Origin of the sequence: Rhizobium giardinii bv. giardinii H152 (genome assembly GCF_000379605.1) — a bacterium.
Taxonomy (GTDB): Bacteria; Pseudomonadota; Alphaproteobacteria; order Rhizobiales; family Rhizobiaceae; genus Pararhizobium; species Pararhizobium giardinii.
In genome coordinates, this window is record NZ_KB902684.1 from 20,590 (window position 1) to 40,012 (window position 19,423).

General features: G+C 62.8%; 22 protein-coding genes. 7 read left to right on the forward strand and 15 right to left on the reverse strand.

Annotation, left to right across the window (positions count from 1 at the left end; genetic code table 11):
• Window positions 1–138: 138 nt before the first annotated feature.
• Window positions 139–1,635, forward strand: a complete 1,497-nt coding sequence (locus A3AY_RS0119625) for a leucyl aminopeptidase (RefSeq protein ID WP_018327374.1) — start codon at window positions 139–141, stop codon at window positions 1,633–1,635.
• 7 nt (window positions 1,636–1,642) lie between these two features.
• Window positions 1,643–2,092, forward strand: a complete 450-nt coding sequence (locus A3AY_RS0119630) for a DNA polymerase III subunit chi (RefSeq protein ID WP_018327375.1) — start codon at window positions 1,643–1,645, stop codon at window positions 2,090–2,092.
• A 197-nt stretch (window positions 2,093–2,289) separates the two neighbouring features.
• Here A3AY_RS0119630 and A3AY_RS0119635 read toward each other — a convergent pair whose 3' ends face one another.
• Entirely contained in the window at window positions 2,290–3,216 is a 927-nt protein-coding gene (locus A3AY_RS0119635; protein ID WP_018327376.1) for a Gfo/Idh/MocA family protein, read from the reverse strand.
• A 159-nt stretch (window positions 3,217–3,375) separates the two neighbouring features.
• On the opposite strand from A3AY_RS0119635, the gene A3AY_RS0119640 reads away from it, so the two are divergent.
• Together A3AY_RS0119640 and A3AY_RS39265 are read left to right on the forward strand one after the other, a co-directional pair.
• Window positions 3,376–4,218 (forward strand): GNAT family N-acetyltransferase, encoded by an 843-nt coding sequence (locus tag A3AY_RS0119640; RefSeq protein ID WP_018327377.1) that lies wholly within the window; start codon window positions 3,376–3,378, stop codon window positions 4,216–4,218.
• Between the two features lie 13 nt (window positions 4,219–4,231).
• Window positions 4,232–4,555: a hypothetical protein gene (locus A3AY_RS39265; protein WP_154663309.1), complete on the forward strand. Its 324-nt coding sequence runs from the start codon at window positions 4,232–4,234 to the stop codon at window positions 4,553–4,555.
• A gap of 91 nt (window positions 4,556–4,646) precedes the next feature.
• Here A3AY_RS39265 and A3AY_RS0119650 read toward each other — a convergent pair whose 3' ends face one another.
• From A3AY_RS0119650 to A3AY_RS0119665, 3 genes are all read right to left on the reverse strand, one after another.
• Window positions 4,647–6,536 (reverse strand): ABC-F family ATP-binding cassette domain-containing protein, encoded by a 1,890-nt coding sequence (locus tag A3AY_RS0119650; protein WP_026203627.1) that lies wholly within the window; start codon window positions 6,534–6,536, stop codon window positions 4,647–4,649.
• 58 nt (window positions 6,537–6,594) lie between these two features.
• Window positions 6,595–7,461: a GGDEF domain-containing protein gene (locus A3AY_RS0119655; RefSeq protein WP_018327380.1), complete on the reverse strand. Its 867-nt coding sequence runs from the start codon at window positions 7,459–7,461 to the stop codon at window positions 6,595–6,597.
• A gap of 484 nt (window positions 7,462–7,945) precedes the next feature.
• Window positions 7,946–8,461 carry a DinB family protein gene (locus A3AY_RS0119665; RefSeq protein WP_018327382.1) on the reverse strand — a complete coding sequence of 172 codons (516 nt, stop codon included), beginning with the start codon at window positions 8,459–8,461 and terminating at the stop codon, window positions 7,946–7,948.
• 265 nt (window positions 8,462–8,726) lie between these two features.
• Between A3AY_RS0119665 and ndk the strand changes: the two genes are divergently transcribed.
• A complete protein-coding gene (ndk, locus tag A3AY_RS0119670) occupies window positions 8,727–9,149 on the forward strand; it encodes a nucleoside-diphosphate kinase (protein WP_018327383.1) in 423 nt (140 codons plus the stop codon).
• Window positions 9,150–9,244: 95 nt separating this feature from the next.
• Here ndk and A3AY_RS0119675 read toward each other — a convergent pair whose 3' ends face one another.
• On the reverse strand, window positions 9,245–9,766 hold the full coding sequence (locus A3AY_RS0119675) for a hypothetical protein (protein WP_018327384.1): 522 nt from the start codon (window positions 9,764–9,766) through the stop codon (window positions 9,245–9,247).
• On the reverse strand, window positions 9,763–10,323 hold the full coding sequence (locus A3AY_RS35600; RefSeq protein WP_018327385.1) for a CGNR zinc finger domain-containing protein: 561 nt from the start codon (window positions 10,321–10,323) through the stop codon (window positions 9,763–9,765). The genes A3AY_RS0119675 and A3AY_RS35600 overlap by 4 nt, the downstream gene beginning before the upstream one ends.
• Window positions 10,324–10,399: 76 nt before the next feature.
• Here A3AY_RS35600 and A3AY_RS0119685 point away from each other — a divergent pair, with 76 nt between their 5' ends.
• Complete coding sequence (locus tag A3AY_RS0119685) at window positions 10,400–11,296, forward strand: branched-chain amino acid ABC transporter permease (protein WP_018327386.1); 897 nt, start codon at window positions 10,400–10,402, stop codon at window positions 11,294–11,296.
• Here A3AY_RS0119685 and A3AY_RS0119690 read toward each other — a convergent pair whose 3' ends face one another.
• The 5 genes from A3AY_RS0119690 to A3AY_RS0119710 form a co-directional block, all read right to left on the reverse strand.
• On the reverse strand, window positions 11,297–11,767 hold the full coding sequence (locus tag A3AY_RS0119690; protein ID WP_018327387.1) for a molybdenum cofactor biosynthesis protein MoaE: 471 nt from the start codon (window positions 11,765–11,767) through the stop codon (window positions 11,297–11,299). It abuts the gene before it with no gap.
• 5 nt (window positions 11,768–11,772) lie between these two features.
• Window positions 11,773–12,033 carry a molybdopterin converting factor subunit 1 gene (moaD, locus tag A3AY_RS0119695; RefSeq protein ID WP_018327388.1) on the reverse strand — a complete coding sequence of 87 codons (261 nt, stop codon included), beginning with the start codon at window positions 12,031–12,033 and terminating at the stop codon, window positions 11,773–11,775.
• Window positions 12,033–12,620 (reverse strand): CDP-diacylglycerol--glycerol-3-phosphate 3-phosphatidyltransferase, encoded by a 588-nt coding sequence (gene pgsA / locus A3AY_RS0119700; protein ID WP_018327389.1) that lies wholly within the window; start codon window positions 12,618–12,620, stop codon window positions 12,033–12,035. The genes moaD and pgsA overlap by 1 nt, the downstream gene beginning before the upstream one ends.
• 215 nt (window positions 12,621–12,835) lie before the next feature.
• On the reverse strand, window positions 12,836–14,857 hold the full coding sequence (gene uvrC / locus A3AY_RS0119705; RefSeq protein ID WP_018327390.1) for an excinuclease ABC subunit UvrC: 2,022 nt from the start codon (window positions 14,855–14,857) through the stop codon (window positions 12,836–12,838).
• Window positions 14,854–15,612: an SDR family oxidoreductase gene (locus A3AY_RS0119710; RefSeq protein ID WP_420830297.1), complete on the reverse strand. Its 759-nt coding sequence runs from the start codon at window positions 15,610–15,612 to the stop codon at window positions 14,854–14,856. Before A3AY_RS0119710 ends, uvrC begins: the two co-directional genes overlap by 4 nt.
• A 374-nt stretch (window positions 15,613–15,986) precedes the next feature.
• On the opposite strand from A3AY_RS0119710, the gene A3AY_RS0119715 reads away from it, so the two are divergent.
• A complete protein-coding gene (locus tag A3AY_RS0119715; protein WP_018327392.1) occupies window positions 15,987–16,625 on the forward strand; it encodes an outer membrane protein in 639 nt (212 codons plus the stop codon).
• Between the two features lie 79 nt (window positions 16,626–16,704).
• Here the strand turns inward: A3AY_RS0119715 and A3AY_RS0119720 are convergent, their stop codons facing one another.
• From A3AY_RS0119720 to A3AY_RS0119735, 4 genes are all read right to left on the reverse strand, one after another.
• Window positions 16,705–17,295, reverse strand: coding sequence for a glutathione S-transferase (locus A3AY_RS0119720; RefSeq protein ID WP_018327393.1), 591 nt, complete (start codon window positions 17,293–17,295; stop codon window positions 16,705–16,707).
• A gap of 17 nt (window positions 17,296–17,312) precedes the next feature.
• Complete coding sequence (locus tag A3AY_RS0119725) at window positions 17,313–18,041, reverse strand: ribonuclease T2 family protein (RefSeq protein ID WP_018327394.1); 729 nt, start codon at window positions 18,039–18,041, stop codon at window positions 17,313–17,315.
• Between the two features lie 5 nt (window positions 18,042–18,046).
• On the reverse strand, window positions 18,047–18,478 hold the full coding sequence (locus A3AY_RS0119730; RefSeq protein WP_018327395.1) for a hypothetical protein: 432 nt from the start codon (window positions 18,476–18,478) through the stop codon (window positions 18,047–18,049).
• Between the two features lie 63 nt (window positions 18,479–18,541).
• Entirely contained in the window at window positions 18,542–19,408 is an 867-nt protein-coding gene (locus A3AY_RS0119735) for a 23S rRNA (adenine(2030)-N(6))-methyltransferase RlmJ (RefSeq protein WP_018327396.1), read from the reverse strand.
• Between the last annotated feature and the right edge of the window lie 15 nt (window positions 19,409–19,423).

Sequence of the window (19,423 nt, forward strand, 5' to 3'; positions counted from 1 at the left end):
TCGCGTCTTGCCAAGGCCATCAAAACCAAGAAGGGTGCACAGACCTGTTTGCGGGCTTGCGGTCGATGGCGAATGTTTGCCACTGTAGCCGCCATGTAACATAACGGCGCCGGCCCGCGGCCCTCCTGGAGTATCTTCATGGCGATGAAATTCGAAATCGGTTTCAGCAAATCAGCACGTTTGTCCGGTGGTCTGGCTATCCTGCTCAAGACTGTTGACGGAAAAGAGGCGGCTGGCGCTGCGGAAGCCGATCCAGAGGCAATTATTGCCAAGGCTGCGCGGATCGCGAAATTCAAGGCCAAATCGCTCAGCACGCTCGATATCGTTGCACCGCAAGGGGCGCCGGTCGATCGAATCGTGGTTCTCGGGCTCGGCGATGGTGCCGGCCTTTCCACGCACGACTGGCTGAAGGCGGGCGGCGCCGCGGCCGCAAAACTCCGCGGCGCGGACAAGGTGACGATTTTCCTCGATGCGCCGGGCGTCGAGGTCACCGGCAAGGCGGCCGCGGATTTCGCGCTCGGCATGGAGATGAACGCCTACAGCTTCGACACCTACAAGACGACAAAGAAGGACGACGACGAGCAGAAGGGCCCGCCGAAGCCGGTGAAGGTGACGATCGTCACCGGCGCTGTGATTGCAGCCAAGAAGGCGGCCGCCAATTCCCAGGCGATCGCCGAAGGCGTTTTCATCGCGCGCAACCTCGTCAACGAACCCGCGAACGTGCTGGGGCCGGTCGAGTTCGCAGCCAAGGCCAAGGAGCTCGAAAAGCTTGGCGTCGAGGTCGAAATCTTGACCGAGCGCGAAATGAAGAGGCTCGGCATGGGTGCGCTGCTTGGCGTGGCGCAAGGCTCCGTGCGGCCGCCACGGCTTGCGGTCATGCAGTGGAAAGGCGGAAAACCGAAAGACAGGCCGGTTGCCTTCATCGGCAAGGGGGTCGTGTTCGATTCGGGCGGCATTTCGATCAAGCCCGGCGCCGGCATGGAGGACATGAAGGGCGACATGGGCGGGGCGGCGGCCGTTACGGGCCTGATGCATGTGCTGGCGGCGCGCAAGGCCAAGGCGAATGTCGTCGGCATCATCGGCCTTGTGGAAAACATGCCCGACGGCAACGCCCAGCGTCCCGGCGACATCGTTACTTCCATGTCCGGCCAGACGATCGAGATCATCAATACGGACGCGGAAGGCCGACTCGTCCTGTGCGACGCGCTGTGGTACTGCAATGACCGCTTCAAGCCGCAGTTCATGATCAATCTGGCGACGCTGACCGGTGCCGTCATGGTGGCGCTCGGCAGCCATCATGCAGGCCTGTTCACCAATGACGACAAGCTTGCGGGACAACTGACGGCGGCGGGCCTGGCCACCCAGGAACGGCTGTGGCGCCTGCCGCTCGGCAAGGAATATGACAAGATGATCGACAGCAAGTTCGCCGACATGAAGAACACCGGCGGCCGCTACGCCGGCTCGATCACCGCGGCACAATTTCTCAAGCGCTTCGTCAAGGATACGCCGTGGGCGCATCTCGACATCGCCGGCACCGCCATGGGCTCGCCGACGGACGAGGTCAACCAGTCCTGGGGTTCGGGCTTCGGCGTGCGCCTGCTGGACGAGTTCGTCCGCACCAATTGCGAGGGCTGATCGCAGCGTGACGGATATCCTGTTCTATCACCTGACCGAATCGAAGCTCGAAGATGCGCTTCCGCCGCTGCTCGACAAAAGCGTCGAGCGCGGTTGGCGCGTCGTCGTGCAGACGGCGGACGCGGAGCGGCGCGACATGCTCGACACGCATCTGTGGACCTATCGCGACGACAGTTTTCTGCCCCACGGTACCGACGCGGCGGATTTTGCCGGGGATCAGCCGATCCTGTTGACGGCGGGTGACGGCAACGCCAACGGCGCCACCGTCCGTTTCCTCGTCGACGGCGCCGAACCGCCGCCGGTCGAAAGCTACGAGCGCGTCGTGTTCATGTTCGACGGCTACGACCAGGCGCAGCTGGAAGGCGCGCGGGCGCACTGGAAGACGCTGAAGGGCGAGGGGCACGCGCTGACCTACTGGCAGCAGAACCAGGACGGGCGCTGGGTGAAGAAGGCGTGAGGATTTCTTCTGCGGTTTCAAACCACGGCTGCTTTCACGCGGCCTTCTCATCGCGCGTGGTTGGCATTTGCCCCTCACCCTAACCCTCTCCCCGCAAGCGGGGCGAGGGGACGATTGGGCTGGAGCTTGCCGCCTTGTCCTTCTCCCCGTTCACGGGGAGAAGGTGCCCGTCAGGGCGGATGAGGGGCAGTCGGTCCTCAATCGAAGAACGCGTCCACGAACTTGCGCTTGCCAAGCATGAAGGCATCGGCGACGTGGCGCAGCGGGGCGAGGTCGACATCCGACGTCTTCGCCTTGATGATTTCGGCGAAGCGGGCGTAGAGCGCCGGATATTCCTGCTCCGGCTCGTCATGCTTGAGCACGCCATCGATCGACAGTTTCGCGCCGCCTTCGGAAAGCGTCATCGTGCCTGCGTCGGTTTCGGCGATGATGTCCCAGCTCTGGTGGCCGGTCTGGCGCCAGTCGAATTCGGCCAGGACCGGCAGGTTGCCGGCGTCGGTGAAGGTGATCGAGGCGGCGATCGGCGCGTCGCGGTTTTCCGGGAATTCCAGTGTCGCTGCGGTGATGAACAGCGGGTTCGGCAGGATATGCGTGACGATCGACAGCGCATTGATGCCGGGATCGAAGACGCCGAGGCCGCCGGCCTGCCAGATCCAGTCCTGGTTCGGGTGCCAGTGGCGCACGTCCTCCTTCCAGATCACCTTGACGCTGTTGATCTTCGTCGAGACAAGGAAGGACTTGGCGGGTTCGACTGCCGGGGCGTAGCGCGAATGCCAGCTGGCAAACAGCGACAGGCCCTTGGCGGCGGCGAGCGATTCGAGATCGGCCACCTCGCTCAGCGTCGCGCCCGGTGGCTTTTCGAGGAAGACGTGCTTGCCGGCTTCAAGCGCCACGCGCGCCGCCTGATAGCGGAACTGCGGCGGCATGCAGAGCGACACGGCGTCGATGGCGGGAACCGCGTCGAGCATCGCCTCGATCGACTTGAAATTGTCGATGCCGTCGACGACGCCATGGCGGCTGGCGGCGGCGATGAGCTTGTAGTCGGCATTCTTGGCGATGGCGGGCAGATGCTGATCGCGGACGATTTTGCCGACGCCGACGATCGAGATGTTGATGGGGCTCATGGTGTTCGCTCGATTTGTATGACTTTATGGGACGGCTTTGTAGCAGAAAGCGAAAAGCGGGCAAGCGCTGCCGTGGCGTAGATATTCGTTGTTGCCGGTGGTGGACAATAGCAAAGCCGCTCTATTTGGATAGGGCCGCAATTCCAAACAGGAGCCGCCATGCCCCCGATCATTCGAAAAGCCAGCCGCGCCGATCTGGATATTCTCATCGACTGGGCCGCACGGGAAGGGTGGAATCCCGGACTCGACGATGCAGCCGCCTTCTGGGCTGCAGACCCGCAAGGCTTTTGGATCGCCGAGGAAGATGGCGTCGTCGCAGCAGGGCTTTCATTGGTCCGGTACGGCGAGGCCTATGCCTTTCTCGGTCTCTATCAGGCGCATCCGGACTATCGCGGCCGGGGCATCGGCTACGCCTTGTGGCGGGAGGCGGTTTCAGCGGTGGGAGACGGTACCATCGGGCTCGATGGCGTGGTGGCGCAGCAGGACAACTACCGCAAATCCGGTTTCGCCTATGCCCACGCCAATTTCCGCTATGGCGGCGAGGTCCAATGCACCGAGCCACCCGGCACGGAGCTGGTTTCGGTATCTCCGGTGCATGTGCCGATGCTCATCGACTACGACGCGCGCTTCAATCCGGCGCGACGCGACGACTTCCTGCGGGAATGGCTGAAGCCGCTTTCAACGCGCGAGAGCTTTGCGTTGATCAGAAACGCCGAGGTGCTGGGCTACGGCACCATCCGCGCCTGCCGCGAGGGCCACAAGATCGGGCCGCTGTTTGCCGATACGGAAACCGGCGCCGACCTCATCTTCCGCAAGCTGGTGACGAGCGTCGGCGCCGGTCGGGTCTATCTCGATCTCCCCGAGCCGAACGCCGCCGCACGGGCGCTGTGCGATCGCTACAATCTGAAGCCGGTTTTCGAGACGGCGCGGATGTATCGCGGCCCGGTGCCGGACCTGCCCCTCGGACAAATCTACGGCATCACCACCTTGGAACTTGGCTAAGTAGGTCGGAAAAGTGTTCCACGGTTTTGCGATCAAAACCTGCGACAAAACAAGGAAAGCCAAGCAGATGAACCGTTGGCTTGCCAACGAAAGTCTGCTTGCATCAGGCCCATGGGAACAGATGGTGCTGGCCGCCGATGATCAGGACGCTGGCAAAGACGCTGATCACCAGCATGATGACGAGTACCCAGAACAATCTGCCCGACGCCGGAGCCTCATCGACGAAAACCGGCTCCTTGTTGCGCAACGCGTTCAACGCGTGCCGGGGATTTCCCCATTTGACGCGCCGGAACCGGAAGACATTTTGGGTTTCGTGTTTCATGAAGAGCGAATATAAGGCCCGATTTTAAACGAGACTTTAAACGCACTGTTAAAATTTTAGAGTTTGCTTGTGGATGAGCGCGTTTCCCGCAAGAGAGATGGCGGGATCACCCCGCCATCGCCTCTTCATATTCGGTGGAGAGGTCGAGCCACTGTTCTTCCGCCTTGCTGAGCTTGGCGACGATGTCGGCGCGTTCCTTCACCTTGGCGGCGGCCTTGGCAGGAAATTTCTCGTAGATCTCTTGGTCTTCAAGCTCCTTGTCGAGGGCTTGAATCTGTTTCTGCAGTTTGCCGGTCAAGGATTCGATATCGTTGATCTTTTTCTTCAGTGGCGCGAACGCCGCCCGCTTGTCGGCATTGGCCTTGCGCTGCTCTGCCTTGGAGCGGTTGTCTTCGGAGCCGTTGCCCTTGTCCTTGTTCCCCTTGCCGCGCGAACTCTGGACGATGGTGTTGCGGTAGTCCTCGAGGTCGCCGTCGTAGTTGGCAACGGTCCCGTCCTTGACCAGCCACAGCCGGTCGACGGTTGCCTCGATCAGATGCCGGTCGTGCGAGATCAGGATGACCGCGCCCTCATACTCGTTGAGCGCCTCGATCAGCGCATTGCGGCTGTCGATGTCGAGATGGTTGGTCGGTTCGTCGAGAATGAGCAGGTTCGGCGCCTCGAAGGCGGCAAGGCCCATCAGGAGGCGGGCCTTCTCGCCGCCAGACAGATCCTTGGCTGCGGTTTCCATCTTCTCGGTCGCAAGCCCCATCTGGGCAACACGGGCGCGCACTTTGGCTTCGGGCGCGTCCGGCATCAGCGGCCGAACGTGCTGGACGGCCGTCTCGGCCGGTCTGAGGTCGTCGAGCTGGTGCTGCGCGAAGAAGCCGATCTTCAGGTTTGGCGCCAGCCTTATATCGCCGCTTTCGGCGGACAGCCGGCCGGAGATGAATTTCGCGAAGGTCGACTTGCCGTTGCCGTTCGAGCCGAGCAGCGCGATGCGGTCGTCATTGTCGATGCGCAGGTTGAGGCCCTTGAGGATCGGTTTGCCCGGCGCATAGCCGACGGCGCCGCCGGTAATGGCGACGATCGGCGATGCCGGCTGCTTCTCGGGCTTCGGGAAGCGGATCGGCTGGACGTGATCCTCGATGACGGCCGAAACCGTGCCCATCCGCTCCAGCGCCTTGACGCGACTCTGCGCCTGGCGGGCCTTCGAGGCCTTGGCCTTGAAGCGGTCGATGAAGGACTGCAGGTGCTTGCGTGCCGCGTCGTTCTTGGCCTTGGCCTTGGTCTGCAGCTCGATCGCCTCGGCGCGCTGGCGCTCGAACTGATCATAGGTGCCACGGTAGAAGGTCAGGTTCTTCTGGTCGAGATGGATAATCGAGTTGACCGCCATGTTCAGCATGTCACGGTCATGGCTGATGATGATGACTGTATGCGGATAGCGGCGGACATAGTCCTCCAGCCAGAGCGTGCCCTCGAGATCGAGATAGTTGGTCGGCTCGTCGAGCAGCAACAGGTCCGGTTCGGAAAACAGCACTGCAGCAAGCGCGACGCGCATGCGCCAGCCGCCGGAAAAGCTCGATGCCGGCCGCAACTGTGCTTCCGCGTCGAAACCGAGGCCGGACAGGATGCTGGCGGCCCGCGCCTCGGCCGAATGGGAATCGATGTCGGTCAAGCGCGTGTGGATTTCGGCGATCCGGTGCGGATCGGTGGCGGTTTCGGCCTCGGTGAGCAGCGCCTCGCGCTCCTTGTCGGCCTTGAGCACGATCTCGATCAGCGGCTCTTCGGTGCCGGGCGCTTCCTGCGCCACCTGGCCGATGCGGGTGTTCTTTGGGATCGAAACGAAGCCGCTCTCGCTTTCCATGTCGCCGGTGATGATCCGAAACAGCGTCGACTTGCCGGCGCCGTTCTTGCCGACAAGACCAGCCTTCGTGCCCGCCGGAAGCGCCACGCTCGCATGATCGATGAGAAGACGCCCGGCGATGCGGGCGGAGAGGTCGTTGATCGTAATCATGGCGGCGTTTTGGCCGAAGTCTTGGCCGAAGGCAAGAGTTCGCCGCAGCACAATGGGTTCAGGCGACGTGCCGGGTATAGGTTTTCGTCGCGCGGCTGCCGATCGCGGCCGAGAAGACGAGAACGCCGCGATTGCCGCCGGCGCGAACGGCGTGAAGCGCAAGCTCGGCCTGGGTAAACAGGTCGGTGCTGCTGGATGCGATCAGCGCCATCGCGATTCCGATGGAGAGAGACAGCGTTTTCGAGGTGAACGTCCGGTTCGGCAACGTGATCTGCACGGCCTCGACGCAGGCGCGGATGCGCTGCGCGATCGCCTCGGCATTGTCCGTGCTGACGTCATGGAAGATGAAGGCGAATTCGTCCGTGCCGATACGGGCGACGAAGTCGTTCTTCTTGACCGATTTGCGGAACACCGGCGCCAGTTTCTTCAACGCCTTTTCGGCGATTGCCGCGCCGTGGCTGTCGCTCAGGTCGCGCAAGCCTTCAACTTTCACCAGAGCCAGGGCTGCGGGGCCGACGGCGTCGCCGTTGTCGTACAAGGCCGCGAGCCTGGCGGAAAAGGCGACCCTGTTGGCAAGGCCGGTGGTGGCGTCGCGGGTCGAGGCCTTGCGCATGGTTTCGATGTCGCTGGCGATGCCGCCCAGTTCCGCGACCGTTTCATTCATGGAGACGGCGAAGGCCCGCTCCTCCCTCTCGAAGGCGGCGACGGCATCGCGCATCCGGCCGGCGTCAGCGCTGAAATCCGACATGCCGGCGACGGGATCGTTTTCCAGGCGCGCGATGAACTGACGCAGCAGCGCGGCAAAGGCTTCCGTCCTGGCGATGCTGTTGTTCAGCCGCTGATTGACGGCCGAAATCGTCCGGGCGGCATCCGTGCGGATGACGTCCGTGGCGATCGGGGCAAAGCCGGACAGGTGAAATTTCACGCCGATCTCTTCGATCCGGCTCTGAGTCGGGTAAGAGCCAAGTGCTGCGACGTCGCGCGTCAGCGCCGGATTGCGGCCGGACAGGGCTTCGTAAAACAGCTCGTAATTGCGCGGAAAAGCGGCAACCGAGCTTGGCCATGGTCTGGGCTACCCTCAGCAGAATGGCGGCATTTTGCGCCGCATGTCCGTGCCCGTCGTGTTGAAATTCGTCCGCCATGGCCGCTTCCTCCAAAAAACGCGATGCGCCATCATGGCAACCAGAACCTGGGTATCACATCGACCTTAAAAGACCGTCAAAGACGGTCGAGGATGCGGCAGCTCACGCTCTGGTACTGCTATTTGCAGGGCCATTTCGATTGCATGGCCAACTGCATCAGCATGTCGGCGCTGCGGCCATGTTACTTCGGATTGGCTGCGACAAAGGCGCAGACCATCTTCACCTGCTCTTCGAGCGGCAGGCGGTTGACGGTCGTGTGCGACAACGTCACTTCGCGCAGTCTTCCCCCTCCGGTGTCCTCAGGAAATAAACCAGATCCAGTCCGAGGCTTGGCTGGCCCAACGCCGTCAGCGTCATGTGGCACTGGCCGCGGTGATGGGTCTGGTGGTTGAAGAAGTGGGCGAGCACCGGGGCGAGGCGCTGGGTGACCGAAACCGGGTTGGTGAGCGGCGTGTAGGTGAAATGCCCGCCGAGATCGGCCTCGCTGAGGCCGCCGATCCAGCCGAGGATGCGCTCGTCCTCTGCGGTGCGGGCCGTTGACAGGGTGGCAAGATCGTCGAACAGGATGGCGTCGAGGTTGGAGGGCGCCTCGCCCGTGCCCGTGAAGCGTTTCATCCAGATGCGGTCGGCGGCGAGGATGTGGTTGAGCGTCCTGTGCAGCGAACCGAAGAACGCGCCCATGTCCTTGCGGTATTGCGCATCGCTCAGCATGCCGGCGGCTTGATAGAGCCGGCGGTTTGCCCAGCGGTTGTATTTGGCGAACATGCGGTAGTGATCGAGCATTGCGGTCTCCTTCAAGTGCCGGGAGCTTACTCCGGAACGGCATCGTGTTGGGTGATGCGATTTATGAAAATTACTGATTTGACCGTTCGCCGTTTGCGCGTTCGGCAGGGACTCGGACAATGGCTGGTGCGTGGGCTGCCCCGGTCTTCGGGCGGCGTCGCGCGCTTCGTGACAGGGCCATGAAACTTCGCCGTTCCCCCTTGTTTTGCGCGGGATTGGCGGTTATTGAACCGCCGACTCACGGAAAACCAAGGGAATTGAGACAATGGCGATTGAACGCACCTTTTCGATGATCAAGCCGGACGCCACCAAGCGCAACCTGACGGGCGCCATCACCAAGATGTTTGAAGACGCAGGCCTGCGTATCGTCGCCTCCAAGCGCGTGTGGATGAGCAAGCGGGAAGCCGAAGGCTTCTACGCGGTTCACAAGGATCGCCCCTTCTTCGGCGAACTGGTTGAAACCATGACCTCCGGTCCGACCGTCGTCCAGGTTCTCGAAGGCGAGAACGCAATCCTCAAGAACCGCGAAATCATGGGCGCCACCAACCCGGCCAATGCTGAGGAAGGCACCATCCGCAAGGTCCACGCCCTGTCGATCGGTGAAAACTCGGTTCACGGCTCGGACGCTCCGGAAACCGCTGCCGAGGAAATCAAGTACTGGTTCTCCGACACCGAAATCGTCGGCTGATTCAATCTCTGAGGGTTTCGGCGCGAAGCGCTTGAAAAGACTCGTTCTAAAAGCCGGGGCGGAAACGCTCCGGCTTTTCCTTTCGGGGCCTGCGTCTACGACGGGCACTTCGCCGTTTCGAAGTGTTCGGGCGTCTTGCCGTCCTTGAAGACCTCCGGGTTCTTGTCATAGGCAGGGCCGACGACCAGCGCCTTGGCGGGCAGGATGTCCTGATCGAGATTGGAGGTCACCGTGGTCTTCAGCGTTTGCAGGATGGCGCCGTCCGGTCCCTTGACCTCGATAGTGACGGCATAGGGCCGCTGCTTTTTCACGCAGATTACATCCGGGCTTTCGAGAACCACCTTGTCGAGTTTGGCAAAGAGCTTGCGGTCGAGGGTCAGCGGCGCGCCGCCGGCAGGGTTTTCGAACGTGGCCACAACGGTACTACCATCCGGAACCGGCTTCGTCTTGGTCAGCGTGATCATGTAGGTGGCATAGGCCAGTCGATAGTTGAAGATGAACATCTTGCCGGTGAGTTCGAGCGGGTCCGCCCCGGTCTCGCGCTGGCAGCCGGCCAGGGCCGCCGCGCCAGCCAGAAGAAGAGCGGCAAACGTCAGGCGTTTCGGGTGAATGCTCATGGGATCAATTCCTTCCTCTGGCGCTGGTAGTGCCGGCTTGCCTTCACCCGGTTGCCGCAGACGGTCATGTCGCACCAGGTGCGGCTGCGGTTGCGGCTGCGGTCGAGGAACAGCCATTGGCAATTGGGGCAGATTTTCAGGCGCTGCGGCTCTGCGAAGGTCGCAAGCATCAGTGCGGAGCGCGCCGTGGCGGCGTCGAGCGGGGTGCGGGCTGGCTTGACGGGATGGCGCCGGATGACGGTGGATGCAGCGTCGAGCAGATCGGCCAGGTGCCCGGAGGAGGGATGCCCCAGCACCTCGGCGCGAAAATGCCGGTCGGTAGCTTCCCTCAGATCGAGAAACGCCGGCCGGTTTTCCGGCGCGACCGGCTGCAGCGGCCCGAACAAGTCCCTATCGGCGCAGAAACGCGTCGCGGCCGTGGCAAAGCCGTCGAGAGCCCGGGGGTCGGCGTAACGGTCGATCCGCCGCTCGGCATCGAAGCGCAGCACGACCGAATTGGCGACATCAAAAGCGAGTGCGCCGCCGGAAAAACGATGGGGGGTCCAGATAAACGTCACGCAACATCCTAACTGGTAAAACCTGTTTTACTAGTTATAATGATTTGCGCCGATGTTGTCATCACCCGGATTCTCCATGGCCTATTTTCTGCAGCAGCTTGCCAGTGCCCTGCCGATCGCCGCTCTCTACGCGCTGCTCGCCTTCGGCTATTCCGTCTCCTTCTCGGTCACCAAAAGGGCCGACCTGACCTATGGCGCGCTGTTCGGCTTTGCCGGCCAGATCTTCCTCTTGTTTTCCGATTTCGCCTGGAACCGTCTCTGGCTGGTGCTGCCGCTTGCGCTTGCGGTCGGTGCGATATCGGCGCTGGTCTATACGCTGGGCGCCGGCCTCGTCATCGGCCGCTCGGTCATGCGCCGTCTGGCGATGACCTCCGCCAACACCGTGGTCGTTGCCTCTCTCGGCGTGGCGATGGTGCTGATGGAACTGTCGCGGATCGCGGCGGAGACGCGCAGCCTGTGGCTGCCGCCGTTCCTCAACACGCCGCTCACGCTCTGGTCCGATCCGGATTTCCCGGTGACGCTGACGGTGATCCAACTGCTGAACACGGGGCTGATGCTGGCCATGGTGGGGGCAGGGCACCGGTTTCTGACGCGCTCCGCCTGGGGTCGATCCTGGCGGGCGGTGTCGGATGATGCGGGTGCTGCGGCACTCTGCGGCGTCGACGGCAAGCGTGTCTTCGTCGCCGCCTACGGACTGTCGACGCTGCTGGCCGCCATCGCCGGCATTCTCGCCACATCCTATTACGGCAACATGGATTTTGGCGCCGGCCTGGTGTTCGGCGTCAAGGTGCTGTTCATCGCCGCGATCGGTGGTCAGACAGCACCTCTCTTGGCCGCGGCGGGGGCAGCAGCGATGGGCCTGAGCGAAACGCTGTGGAGCGCCTATGGCCCGATGCTGTGGCGGGATTTTGCGATCTTCTCGTTCCTTGTCCTGCTTCTGGTGCTGACGAGAAAGGAACAGTTCCAGCCCTAGTCAGCTTTTCGACCAGCGGTCCCGGGCGCCATCGTCCGCGTCCTTGGCGCTGACCCAGCCGCCGGCGCTGCCATCCGTCGCGTGTTCCTTCTTCCAGAAGGGCGCGGAGGTCTTCAGGAAATCCATGATGAAATTGGCGCCGTCGAAGGCCGCCTGCCGGTGCGGCGAGGCGGTGACGACCAGCACGATGTTTTCGCCCGGCAGGATTTTTCCATAGCGGTGGATGGCGGTTGCGGCCTGCAGCCCGAAACGGTCGATGGCTTGCCTGCAGATGCGGGCGATCTCCGCTTCCGCCATGCCCGGATAGTGTTCGAGTTCAAGGGCGCTCAGCGTACCCGCCTCGTCGCGGCAAAGGCCGGAGAAGGTGACGACGGCGCCGATGTCGTGGCGGCTGGCCGATAGCGCCCGCACCTCGGCGGCAAGGTCGAAATCGTCCCGCTGGACGCGAACCGTGACAGGCGCGCCAGACATCGACCTCAGCCTCCGGTCATCGGCGGAAACAGCGCGATTTCGCGTGCCCCGGCGATCGGCTCGTGGTGGTCGACATGTTCCTGGTTGATGGCGACGCGGATGACGTTCTCGTGCTCCAGCGCCGCCACGTATTCCTCGCCCAGCGTCTTGAGATAGCCAAGCAGGTCGCCGGCCGTGACAACGCTATCGGGCAGTTCCAGCGTTTCCTCGGCCTTGCCGATCCGCTCGCGCACCCAGGCGAAATAGACGAGGTCAACGCGTGCCATCAGTCGACCATGTGCTTGAGGCCGGCGCGGAAATAGTCATAGCCGGTATAGAGCGTGATCGCCGCTGCGATCCAGAGCAGCACGATGCCCATTTCGGTGGTGTAGGGCAGGATCTTGTCGCCGGCGGGACCGGCGAGCAGGAAGGCGATGGCGACCATCTGGATCGTCGTCTTCCACTTGGCGATGCGGGTCACCGGCACGCTCACCTTCAGGGCGGCGAGGTATTCGCGCAAGCCCGAGACGAGGATCTCGCGGCACAGGATGATGATCGCAGCCCAGATCGACCAGCCGGCGATCGTGCCGTCGGCCGCGACGAGCAGCAGCACGGAGGCGACCAGAAGCTTGTCGGCGATCGGGTCGAGCATCTTGCCGATGTTGGAGGTCTGCTGCCAGATGCGGGCGAGATAGCCGTCGAAGAAATCGGTGATCGAGGCGATCGCAAACACGGCCAGCGCCGTCCAGCGGGCAAAGTCGGAACTCTGCAGCTTGCCTTCGATGAAAAAGCATAGAACGATCAGCGGAACAGCCAGAATGCGTCCATAGGTCAGGAGATTGGGGATGCTGTAGGTAGTCGGTGTGGAGGACATGGATTCGGGTTCTCTGCGAGTTCTTGGGCGACAGATGAACGGCTTTGTGACAGCCGCGTCAACCGTTCTTTGATAGATCATCCGCAATTGTGGCTGAATTCATCTGAACGGGCGGTGAACCGGGTTGAGCGCAGGACACTTCCGGCGCGAGGGCGTGTCCTGGCGCGAACAACCCGGCCGAAGGTCAGTGCGACCTGGGCCGCGTCCCGGAGACGCTATTTCGCACCTTCCTCGTGGAAGTGGTCATAGACGAGCCGCGCCACCGCTTCGGATATACCTTCCACGGCCACGAGATCGTTGATGCCGGCGCGGGAAACCGCCTTGGCGGTGCCGAAATGCTGCAGCAGCGCACGCTTGCGCGTCGGCCCGATGCCGGCGATCTCGTCCAGCGGATTCTTGACCATTTCCTTCTTGCGCCGCGCCCGGTGCGAGCCGATGGCGAAGCGATGCGCCTCGTCGCGCATGCGCTGGATAAAATAGAGCACGGGGTCGCGCGGCGGCAGCGTGAAGCCGCCGCGGCCGGGCGGAAAGAAGCGCTCGCGCCCGGCATCGCGATCGACACCCTTGGCAACGCCGATGGCAGTGACGCAATCCTCGATGTCGAGTTCCCTCAGGATCGCCCGAACCGCCGTCATCTGGCCCTGGCCGCCGTCGATCAGGATCACGTCCGGCCAGGCGGGGAAACCGGCATCCTCGACCGGTTCTGCGCTGCGATCCGGCTTTCCCTCTTCCTTCAACAGCCGCGAGAACCGCCGGGTCATCACTTCCTTCATCATGCCGAAGTCGTCGCCGGGGGTGATGTCGGTCGATTTGATGTTGAACTTGCGGTACTGGCCTTTGACGAAACCTTCCGGTCCCGCCACCACCATGCCGCCAACGGCGTTGGTGCCCATGATATGGGAGTTGTCGTAGATCTCGATCCGGCGCGGCGCGCGCTCGAGCTTGAAGGTTTCGGCAAACCCCTCGAGCAGGCGCGATTGCGACGCGGTTTCGGCGAGCTTGCGGCCATGCGCCTCGCGGGCATTGGCGACCGCGTGCTCGACCAGATCCTTCTTCTCGCCGCGCTGCGGCACGAGGATTGAAACCTTGTAGCCGGATTTCTCCGTCAGCGCTTCGCCCAGCAGTTCCTGTTCGGCCACCGGCTCGCAGAGCAGGATCTGCCGCGGACAGGGCTTGTCATCGTAGAACTGGGCGAGGAAAGCGCTCAGCACCTCGGCTGCGGGCAGGGTCGGATCGGCCTTCGGAAAATAGGCGCGGTTGCCCCAGTTCTGGCCGGTGCGGAAAAAGAACACCTGGATGCAGGAAATGCCGCCTTCGTGATGGATGGCAAAGACATCCGCTTCCTCTACGCCGGAAGGGTTGATGCCCTGATGGCTCTGGACATGCGACAGCGCCGCCAGCCGGTCCCGGTAAAGCGCGGCCCGCTCGAAGTCGAGGTTCTCCGACGCCTCGTTCATGGCGGCGGCGATGGTCGCCTTGACGGCCTGGCTCTTGCCGGAGAGGAAATCCCTGGCTTCGCTGACCAATTCGCCGTAGTCGGCGTCACTGATCTCGCGGGTGCAGGGCGCCGCACAGCGCTTGATCTGGTGCAGCAGGCAGGGCCGGGTGCGGGTTTCGAAGACGCTGTCGGTACAGGTGCGCAACAGGAAGGCGCGCTGCAGCGAGTTGATCGTCCGGCCGACGGCCCCGGCCGAGGCGAAGGGGCCGAAATAATCGCCCTTGCGGCTGCGGGCGCCGCGATGCTTGTAGAGCGCCGGCGCCCGGCTATCGCCGGTCACGAGAATATAGGGAAAAGACTTGTCGTCGCGCAAAAGCACGTTGAAGCGCGGCCGCAAGCGCTTGATGAGGTTCGCTTCCAATAACAGCGCCTCGATCTCGGTGCGCGTCGTCACGAACTCCATATGCGCGGTCTCGCGCACCATCTTGGCGAGGCGGTTGGAATGGACGCGGCCCTGCGCGTAGTTGCCGACCCGCTTCTTCAGGCTGCGCGCCTTGCCGACATAGAGCACGTCGCCCGCCTCGTTGAACATGCGGTAGACGCCGGGGCTGTTGGGCAGGCGCTTGACGAAGGCCTGGATCAGTTCGGCGCCGCGCAGACCGTCGGGGATAGCACCGGTTTCCGCCCAATCGAGAATCGGCGCCGGCGCGGGGCTCTCCGCTGCGTCGATCAGGTCATCCTCGTCGCTGGCATTTTCATCGTACAGAATGCCGCCATCGGTGGGCACGCGCCCGTTCATTCCACAATCTCCAAAATGTCCGGCGTCTGCCAGGCCAGATGCTGGCCGCCATCCAGCGCGATCATCTGCCCGGTCATCGAGGGCGTGTCGAACAGAAAGCGGATCGTGCGGCCGAATTCCCCAAGTTGCGGCCCGGTCTTGAGGATGACCGCGTCTACCTGCCTGCGGAAGTCCGCCTCATTCTGCCGTTCGTTCGGCAGGGTCGGGCCGGGGCCGATGGCGTTGACCCGGATGTTGGGCGCCAGCGCCTGCGCCATCGTCTTGGTTGCCGTCAGCAGTGCCGACTTTGACAACATATAGGAATAAAATCGCGGATTTGGAGACCAGACGCGCTGGTCGACGATGTTGACGATCAGGCCCGAATTGGCCTGCGGCAGCTGTGCCGCAAAATCGCGCGCCAGCAGCGACGGCGCCTTCACATGCAGGGCGAAATGCCGATCCCAGACCGGCTCGTCGAATTCTTCGAGACTGTCCTTCTTGAACAGCGAGGCATTGTTGACGAGGAGCCCGATCGGACCGAGCGCCGCGACGGCTTTTGCCATCAGGGCAGCGACGGCAGCGGTATCGGTGAGGTCCGCGACGATGGCCGCCGCCTTGCCGCCCTGAGCCCGAACCTCCCCCGCAAGCTCTTCGGCCTGCGCCAGCGAGGCATTGGCATGAATGGCCACGGCAAAGCCGTGCGCCGCCAGGTCCTCGACGATCGCCTTGCCGATGCGCTTGGCGCCACCGGTGACCAGCGCTGTTTTCAAAGGCATCCTCAAGGGCGGTTCCTGCTCTGCGATTCGTAACGGTGCATGTCGCAAGGATATAGGAGGCGGGTGCGGATTGCGAAACGGCACCCACCTATTGGTTTTGGAAAAATTAACGCGGAAGCGCTAAATTGAATTGTTTTCTATTGTTATAGTATATATTAAGTTAATCTTGTTTTGTGGTTAATAAATACCCTGTGGCTACGAAGCAACATCGAATTTCAGCCACCCTCACGCCACTAAAATTTCACAATTTGGCTCTTGTGAATCCGCATTTCCTCGGCAATTTCTCCGTCAACCGGGCGGGTTAATTGCAGTTTTTCCGATGTATCAGTTTAGGACCGCGAGGGTCCGGAGCATCGGTTCGAAAGGAGACTTTAATGCGTACTCTCATCACCACCCTCATGGCATCTGCCGTATCCCTCATCGCCGTCTCGGCCGTTCAGGCGGCAGACGCGATCGACGAAGTTCCGGCTGCTCCGGCTGCCGAATACAGCGAGCCGGTCGCCAAGAACTGGTCGGGCGCCTATGTCGGTGGTACGGCCAACTGGGCCCGCGGCGAATATGACGCGACGGGCGGCCGCGGCGCCTCCGGCTTCGGCGGCGGTCTCTATGGCGGCTACAACATGCAGAGCGGCCAGATCGTTTACGGCGGTGAAGCCGATATCAACTACGGCGACAACGACACGCGCAACCCGGTCCGCAAGATGGAGCAGGGCGTCAACGGCTCCGTTCGCGCCCGCGTCGGCTACGACCTGAACCCGGTTCTCGTCTACGGTACGGCCGGTGTTGCCGCATCCAGCGTCAAGGCAACGCAGGCAGGCGGTTCGGACAGGAACACGCTGCTCGGCTGGACGGCCGGTGCCGGTGCCGAAGCCCTGGTGACCGACAACGTCACCGCGCGCGTCGAATACCGCTACTCCGACTACGGCTCGAAGGACTTCAGCCTGCCGGGCGGCAATGTTTCGTCGGGTTACGACGAACACAGCGTCAAGGTCGGTATGGGCGTCAAGTTCTGATCCCGAAGTTCATGCGTGACAAAAAGGCCGGAGCGATCCGGCCTTTTTTGCGTTTTCTGGATGAGCCGGCTGCCGCTGCTCAAGCCTTGAACTGCGCATAGTCCGGGAAGAATTTCTCGAATTTCTGCGGCCAGTTCTTCAGCTTCGGGCGGCCCTTCTGCCATTCGCCGGCAAAGCGCAGTTCGATATAGCGCAGCATCGCGGCAAGGGCGAAATGGCCGGCATGGAGCTTGGCGCCGGTCTTCGGCAGGTTGGCGTTGAGGTAGTCGAGGCCGCGCACGACCTTTTCCCACTGCTTGTCGATCCAGGGCTGGTGGACCTTTTCCGGCGGATGGAAGCGCTTTTCGTAGACGATGGCGAGCAGGCTGTCGCAGATGCCGTCGCACAGCGCCTCCAGCATTTCCACCTCGGTGCGCTTTTCGGCATTGCGCGGATAGAGCTTGCCCTTGGTCTCGCGGTCGATGAAATGCATGATCGCCCGGCTGTCGTAGATCGCCTTGCCATCCGGCGTGATCAGCGTCGGGATCTTGCCGAGCGGGTTGTTGGAGATCAGTTCGGGCGGATTGGCGTTGGTGTCGGTCAGCACGCTTTCGGCTTTGATGCCGGCGTAGCGCGCGCCCATGCGCACCTTGTTGGAATAGGGGGAGGCGGGGGAGTAGAGAATTTTCATCGTGTTCTTTCTTTGGTTCAGGGAATTGCCGGCAGGCTGAGGTTTTTCATCTTGCAGCCGCCGCGATCGATGGCGTTGCAGGCACGAAAGCTGAGGTCCTTGTTGAAGCAGATACGCACCTCGTCGACGCGTCCGGCGGCGCAGGTGACCGCGAGTGCGTCGTTGCGCAAGCCGGGATTGGCGGCGGTCAGCGATGCTTCAATCTCGGCGGCGTTTGTGCGCTGGCGGGTTTCCGAGTGCAGCGCCGACGGTATCGTCACCTTCTCGCGGGCGGCGCGCAGAACCGTGAAATAGTCTTTCTGGCTGAGCCCCGAGCAGGAACCATGCTTGCGCCATTCATGGCCGATCAGCCCCATCGACGGCATGATGTCGAACAACGTGCGTCCCAGCGCCTCCGGCACCCGGTCGGATTCGCGCGTCCGGCAGAATTCCGGATACCCCTGTTCGTTCTGCGGCCAGAGCCCGTGCACGATGAAGCCGTGATCGTTTTCCGCCGCGCATTGCTGCGACCGGCCGGAAGGGTCGTTTTCAAGGCACCAACTCGGCGACCAGGAGAGCGACAGCACATAGAAGTCAAATCCGCTGCCGAGCGGGACGGGTTGGGCTTTGGTCTGGGCAGTGGCGATGGGGGTGGTTGTGGCGGGACCGGTTGCCACCGCATCCTGCTGCTGTTCGCTTTCCCCGCTGCAGGCCGAAAGCAGAAGCGCGGCAAACAGCGGCAGCAGGCGGCGCCGGAAATCCGTCAAACGGCCTATCGCAGCGAGGCGCACTGCGCACCGTAGACAAACCAGGGATCAAGGCCGCTCAGGCAGAACTCGATGTTGGAGCCGATGCCGGCAAAACCCCAGCCACGCTCGATCAGATACCAGAGCGCCCGCGTCTCGCCGTCGGTGGTGATGGCGGTGGCGAAGCAATATTCGCGCTCGACCGGGTGGGTTTCGTCGCGCAGCTCGAGCCGGTTCAGGCCCATGTCGCGGATTTCCGCGATGGCGATGTCCGCCTTCAGGTAGTGGCGGGCGCGATAGCCGAAATCGGAGGTGATGAAGCCGAGGATTGACCGGTTGTGGCAAGCCGTCTCGCCATAATCCAGTCTGCTCGACGGTTCGGCTGCCGCGGCCGGCATTGCGCCGGGCAGAAGAAGAGCCAGGGAGAAAAGAAGGCTTGCAGCGCGCGTTCTGGTCATGGTCGTCTCCCGAAAAGTCCCCCAAGAGATTGCGTCTTCCGGGGGCTGGCCGTCAAGTCACGTTCAATCCCGCTCCGGTACTTCCTCGCCGCGCAGCCAGAAGGCGCGGGCGGAGGCGTGCCGATCCTGCTTCAGCCGGTCCTTGAGGAACGGCAGGAGGACATCCAGTTCATCCTTCAGCGTATAGGGCGGGTTGACGATGATCAGGCCCGAGCCGGAAAGACCGGTCGTGTCGCGATCGCTGCGCACCGACAGTTCGGCGCAGAGCATCTTGGGGATTTCCAGCGCTTGCAGCGCCGCGTGGAAGGCGGCAATCGGCGCACCCTGTTTCAGCGGATACCACAGGCAGAAGGTGCCACCGGAAAACCGGCGCCAGGCCTTGGCGAGCCCATCCGCCAGGCGCTCGAACTCGCCGGCCACCTCGAAGGGCGGATCGACCAGCACCAGCCCGCGCTTTTCCTTCGGCGGCAGATGGGCGCCGAGCGCCAGCCAGCCGTCGAGCTGGGTGATGCGGCTCTGGAAATCGCCGTCGAACAGCCGGTGCAGCGTCTCGTAGTCGTCGGGGTGCAGTTCCATCGCCGACAGCCGGTCCTGCGGCCGCATCAGCATGCGGGTGAGCTTCGGCGAGCCGGGATAGAGCTTGAGGCCGCCATCGGGATTGAGGTCGCGCACGGCCGTCAGGTAGGGGGCAAGCAGCGCCTTTGCCTTCGCCGGAATGTCCGCGTCGAGCAGGCGACCGATGCCGTCCTGCCATTCGCCGGTCTTCTGCGCTTCCTCGCTCGACAGATCATAAAGGCCGATGCCCGCATGGGTGTCGAGCACGCGGAAGGCCTTGTCCTTCTGCGTCATGTAGACGATCAGCCGGGCGAGCACGGCGTGCTTCAGGACGTCGGCAAAATTGCCTGCGTGGTAAATGTGACGGTAATTCATTCGCGTCCCTGATCG

What these genes read in the sequence shown, in the direction of transcription:
- A3AY_RS0119635 (WP_018327376.1), bottom strand. Translation starts at nt 3,216, where the DNA reads ATGAGCCCCATCAACATCTCGATCGTCGGCGTCGGCAAAATCGTCCGC.
- A3AY_RS0119715 (WP_018327392.1), top strand. Translation starts at nt 15,987, where the DNA reads ATGCGTACTCTCATCACCACCCTCATGGCATCTGCCGTATCCCTCATC.
- A3AY_RS0119720 (WP_018327393.1), bottom strand. Translation starts at nt 17,295, where the DNA reads ATGAAAATTCTCTACTCCCCCGCCTCCCCCTATTCCAACAAGGTGCGC.
- A3AY_RS0119640 (WP_018327377.1), top strand. Translation starts at nt 3,376, where the DNA reads ATGCCCCCGATCATTCGAAAAGCCAGCCGCGCCGATCTGGATATTCTC.
- A3AY_RS0119735 (WP_018327396.1), bottom strand. Translation starts at nt 19,408, where the DNA reads ATGAATTACCGTCACATTTACCACGCAGGCAATTTTGCCGACGTCCTG.
- A3AY_RS0119710 (WP_420830297.1), bottom strand. Translation starts at nt 15,612, where the DNA reads ATGCCTTTGAAAACAGCGCTGGTCACCGGTGGCGCCAAGCGCATCGGC.
- pgsA (WP_018327389.1), bottom strand. Translation starts at nt 12,620, where the DNA reads ATGTCCTCCACACCGACTACCTACAGCATCCCCAATCTCCTGACCTAT.
- A3AY_RS0119690 (WP_018327387.1), bottom strand. Translation starts at nt 11,767, where the DNA reads ATGTCTGGCGCGCCTGTCACGGTTCGCGTCCAGCGGGACGATTTCGAC.
- A3AY_RS0119625 (WP_018327374.1), top strand. Translation starts at nt 139, where the DNA reads ATGGCGATGAAATTCGAAATCGGTTTCAGCAAATCAGCACGTTTGTCC.
- moaD (WP_018327388.1), bottom strand. Translation starts at nt 12,033, where the DNA reads ATGGCACGCGTTGACCTCGTCTATTTCGCCTGGGTGCGCGAGCGGATC.
- A3AY_RS0119665 (WP_018327382.1), bottom strand. Translation starts at nt 8,461, where the DNA reads ATGCTCGATCACTACCGCATGTTCGCCAAATACAACCGCTGGGCAAAC.
- A3AY_RS0119730 (WP_018327395.1), bottom strand. Translation starts at nt 18,478, where the DNA reads ATGACCAGAACGCGCGCTGCAAGCCTTCTTTTCTCCCTGGCTCTTCTT.
- A3AY_RS0119650 (WP_026203627.1), bottom strand. Translation starts at nt 6,536, where the DNA reads ATGATTACGATCAACGACCTCTCCGCCCGCATCGCCGGGCGTCTTCTC.
- uvrC (WP_018327390.1), bottom strand. Translation starts at nt 14,857, where the DNA reads ATGAACGGGCGCGTGCCCACCGATGGCGGCATTCTGTACGATGAAAAT.
- ndk (WP_018327383.1), top strand. Translation starts at nt 8,727, where the DNA reads ATGGCGATTGAACGCACCTTTTCGATGATCAAGCCGGACGCCACCAAG.
- A3AY_RS0119685 (WP_018327386.1), top strand. Translation starts at nt 10,400, where the DNA reads ATGGCCTATTTTCTGCAGCAGCTTGCCAGTGCCCTGCCGATCGCCGCT.
- A3AY_RS0119675 (WP_018327384.1), bottom strand. Translation starts at nt 9,766, where the DNA reads ATGAGCATTCACCCGAAACGCCTGACGTTTGCCGCTCTTCTTCTGGCT.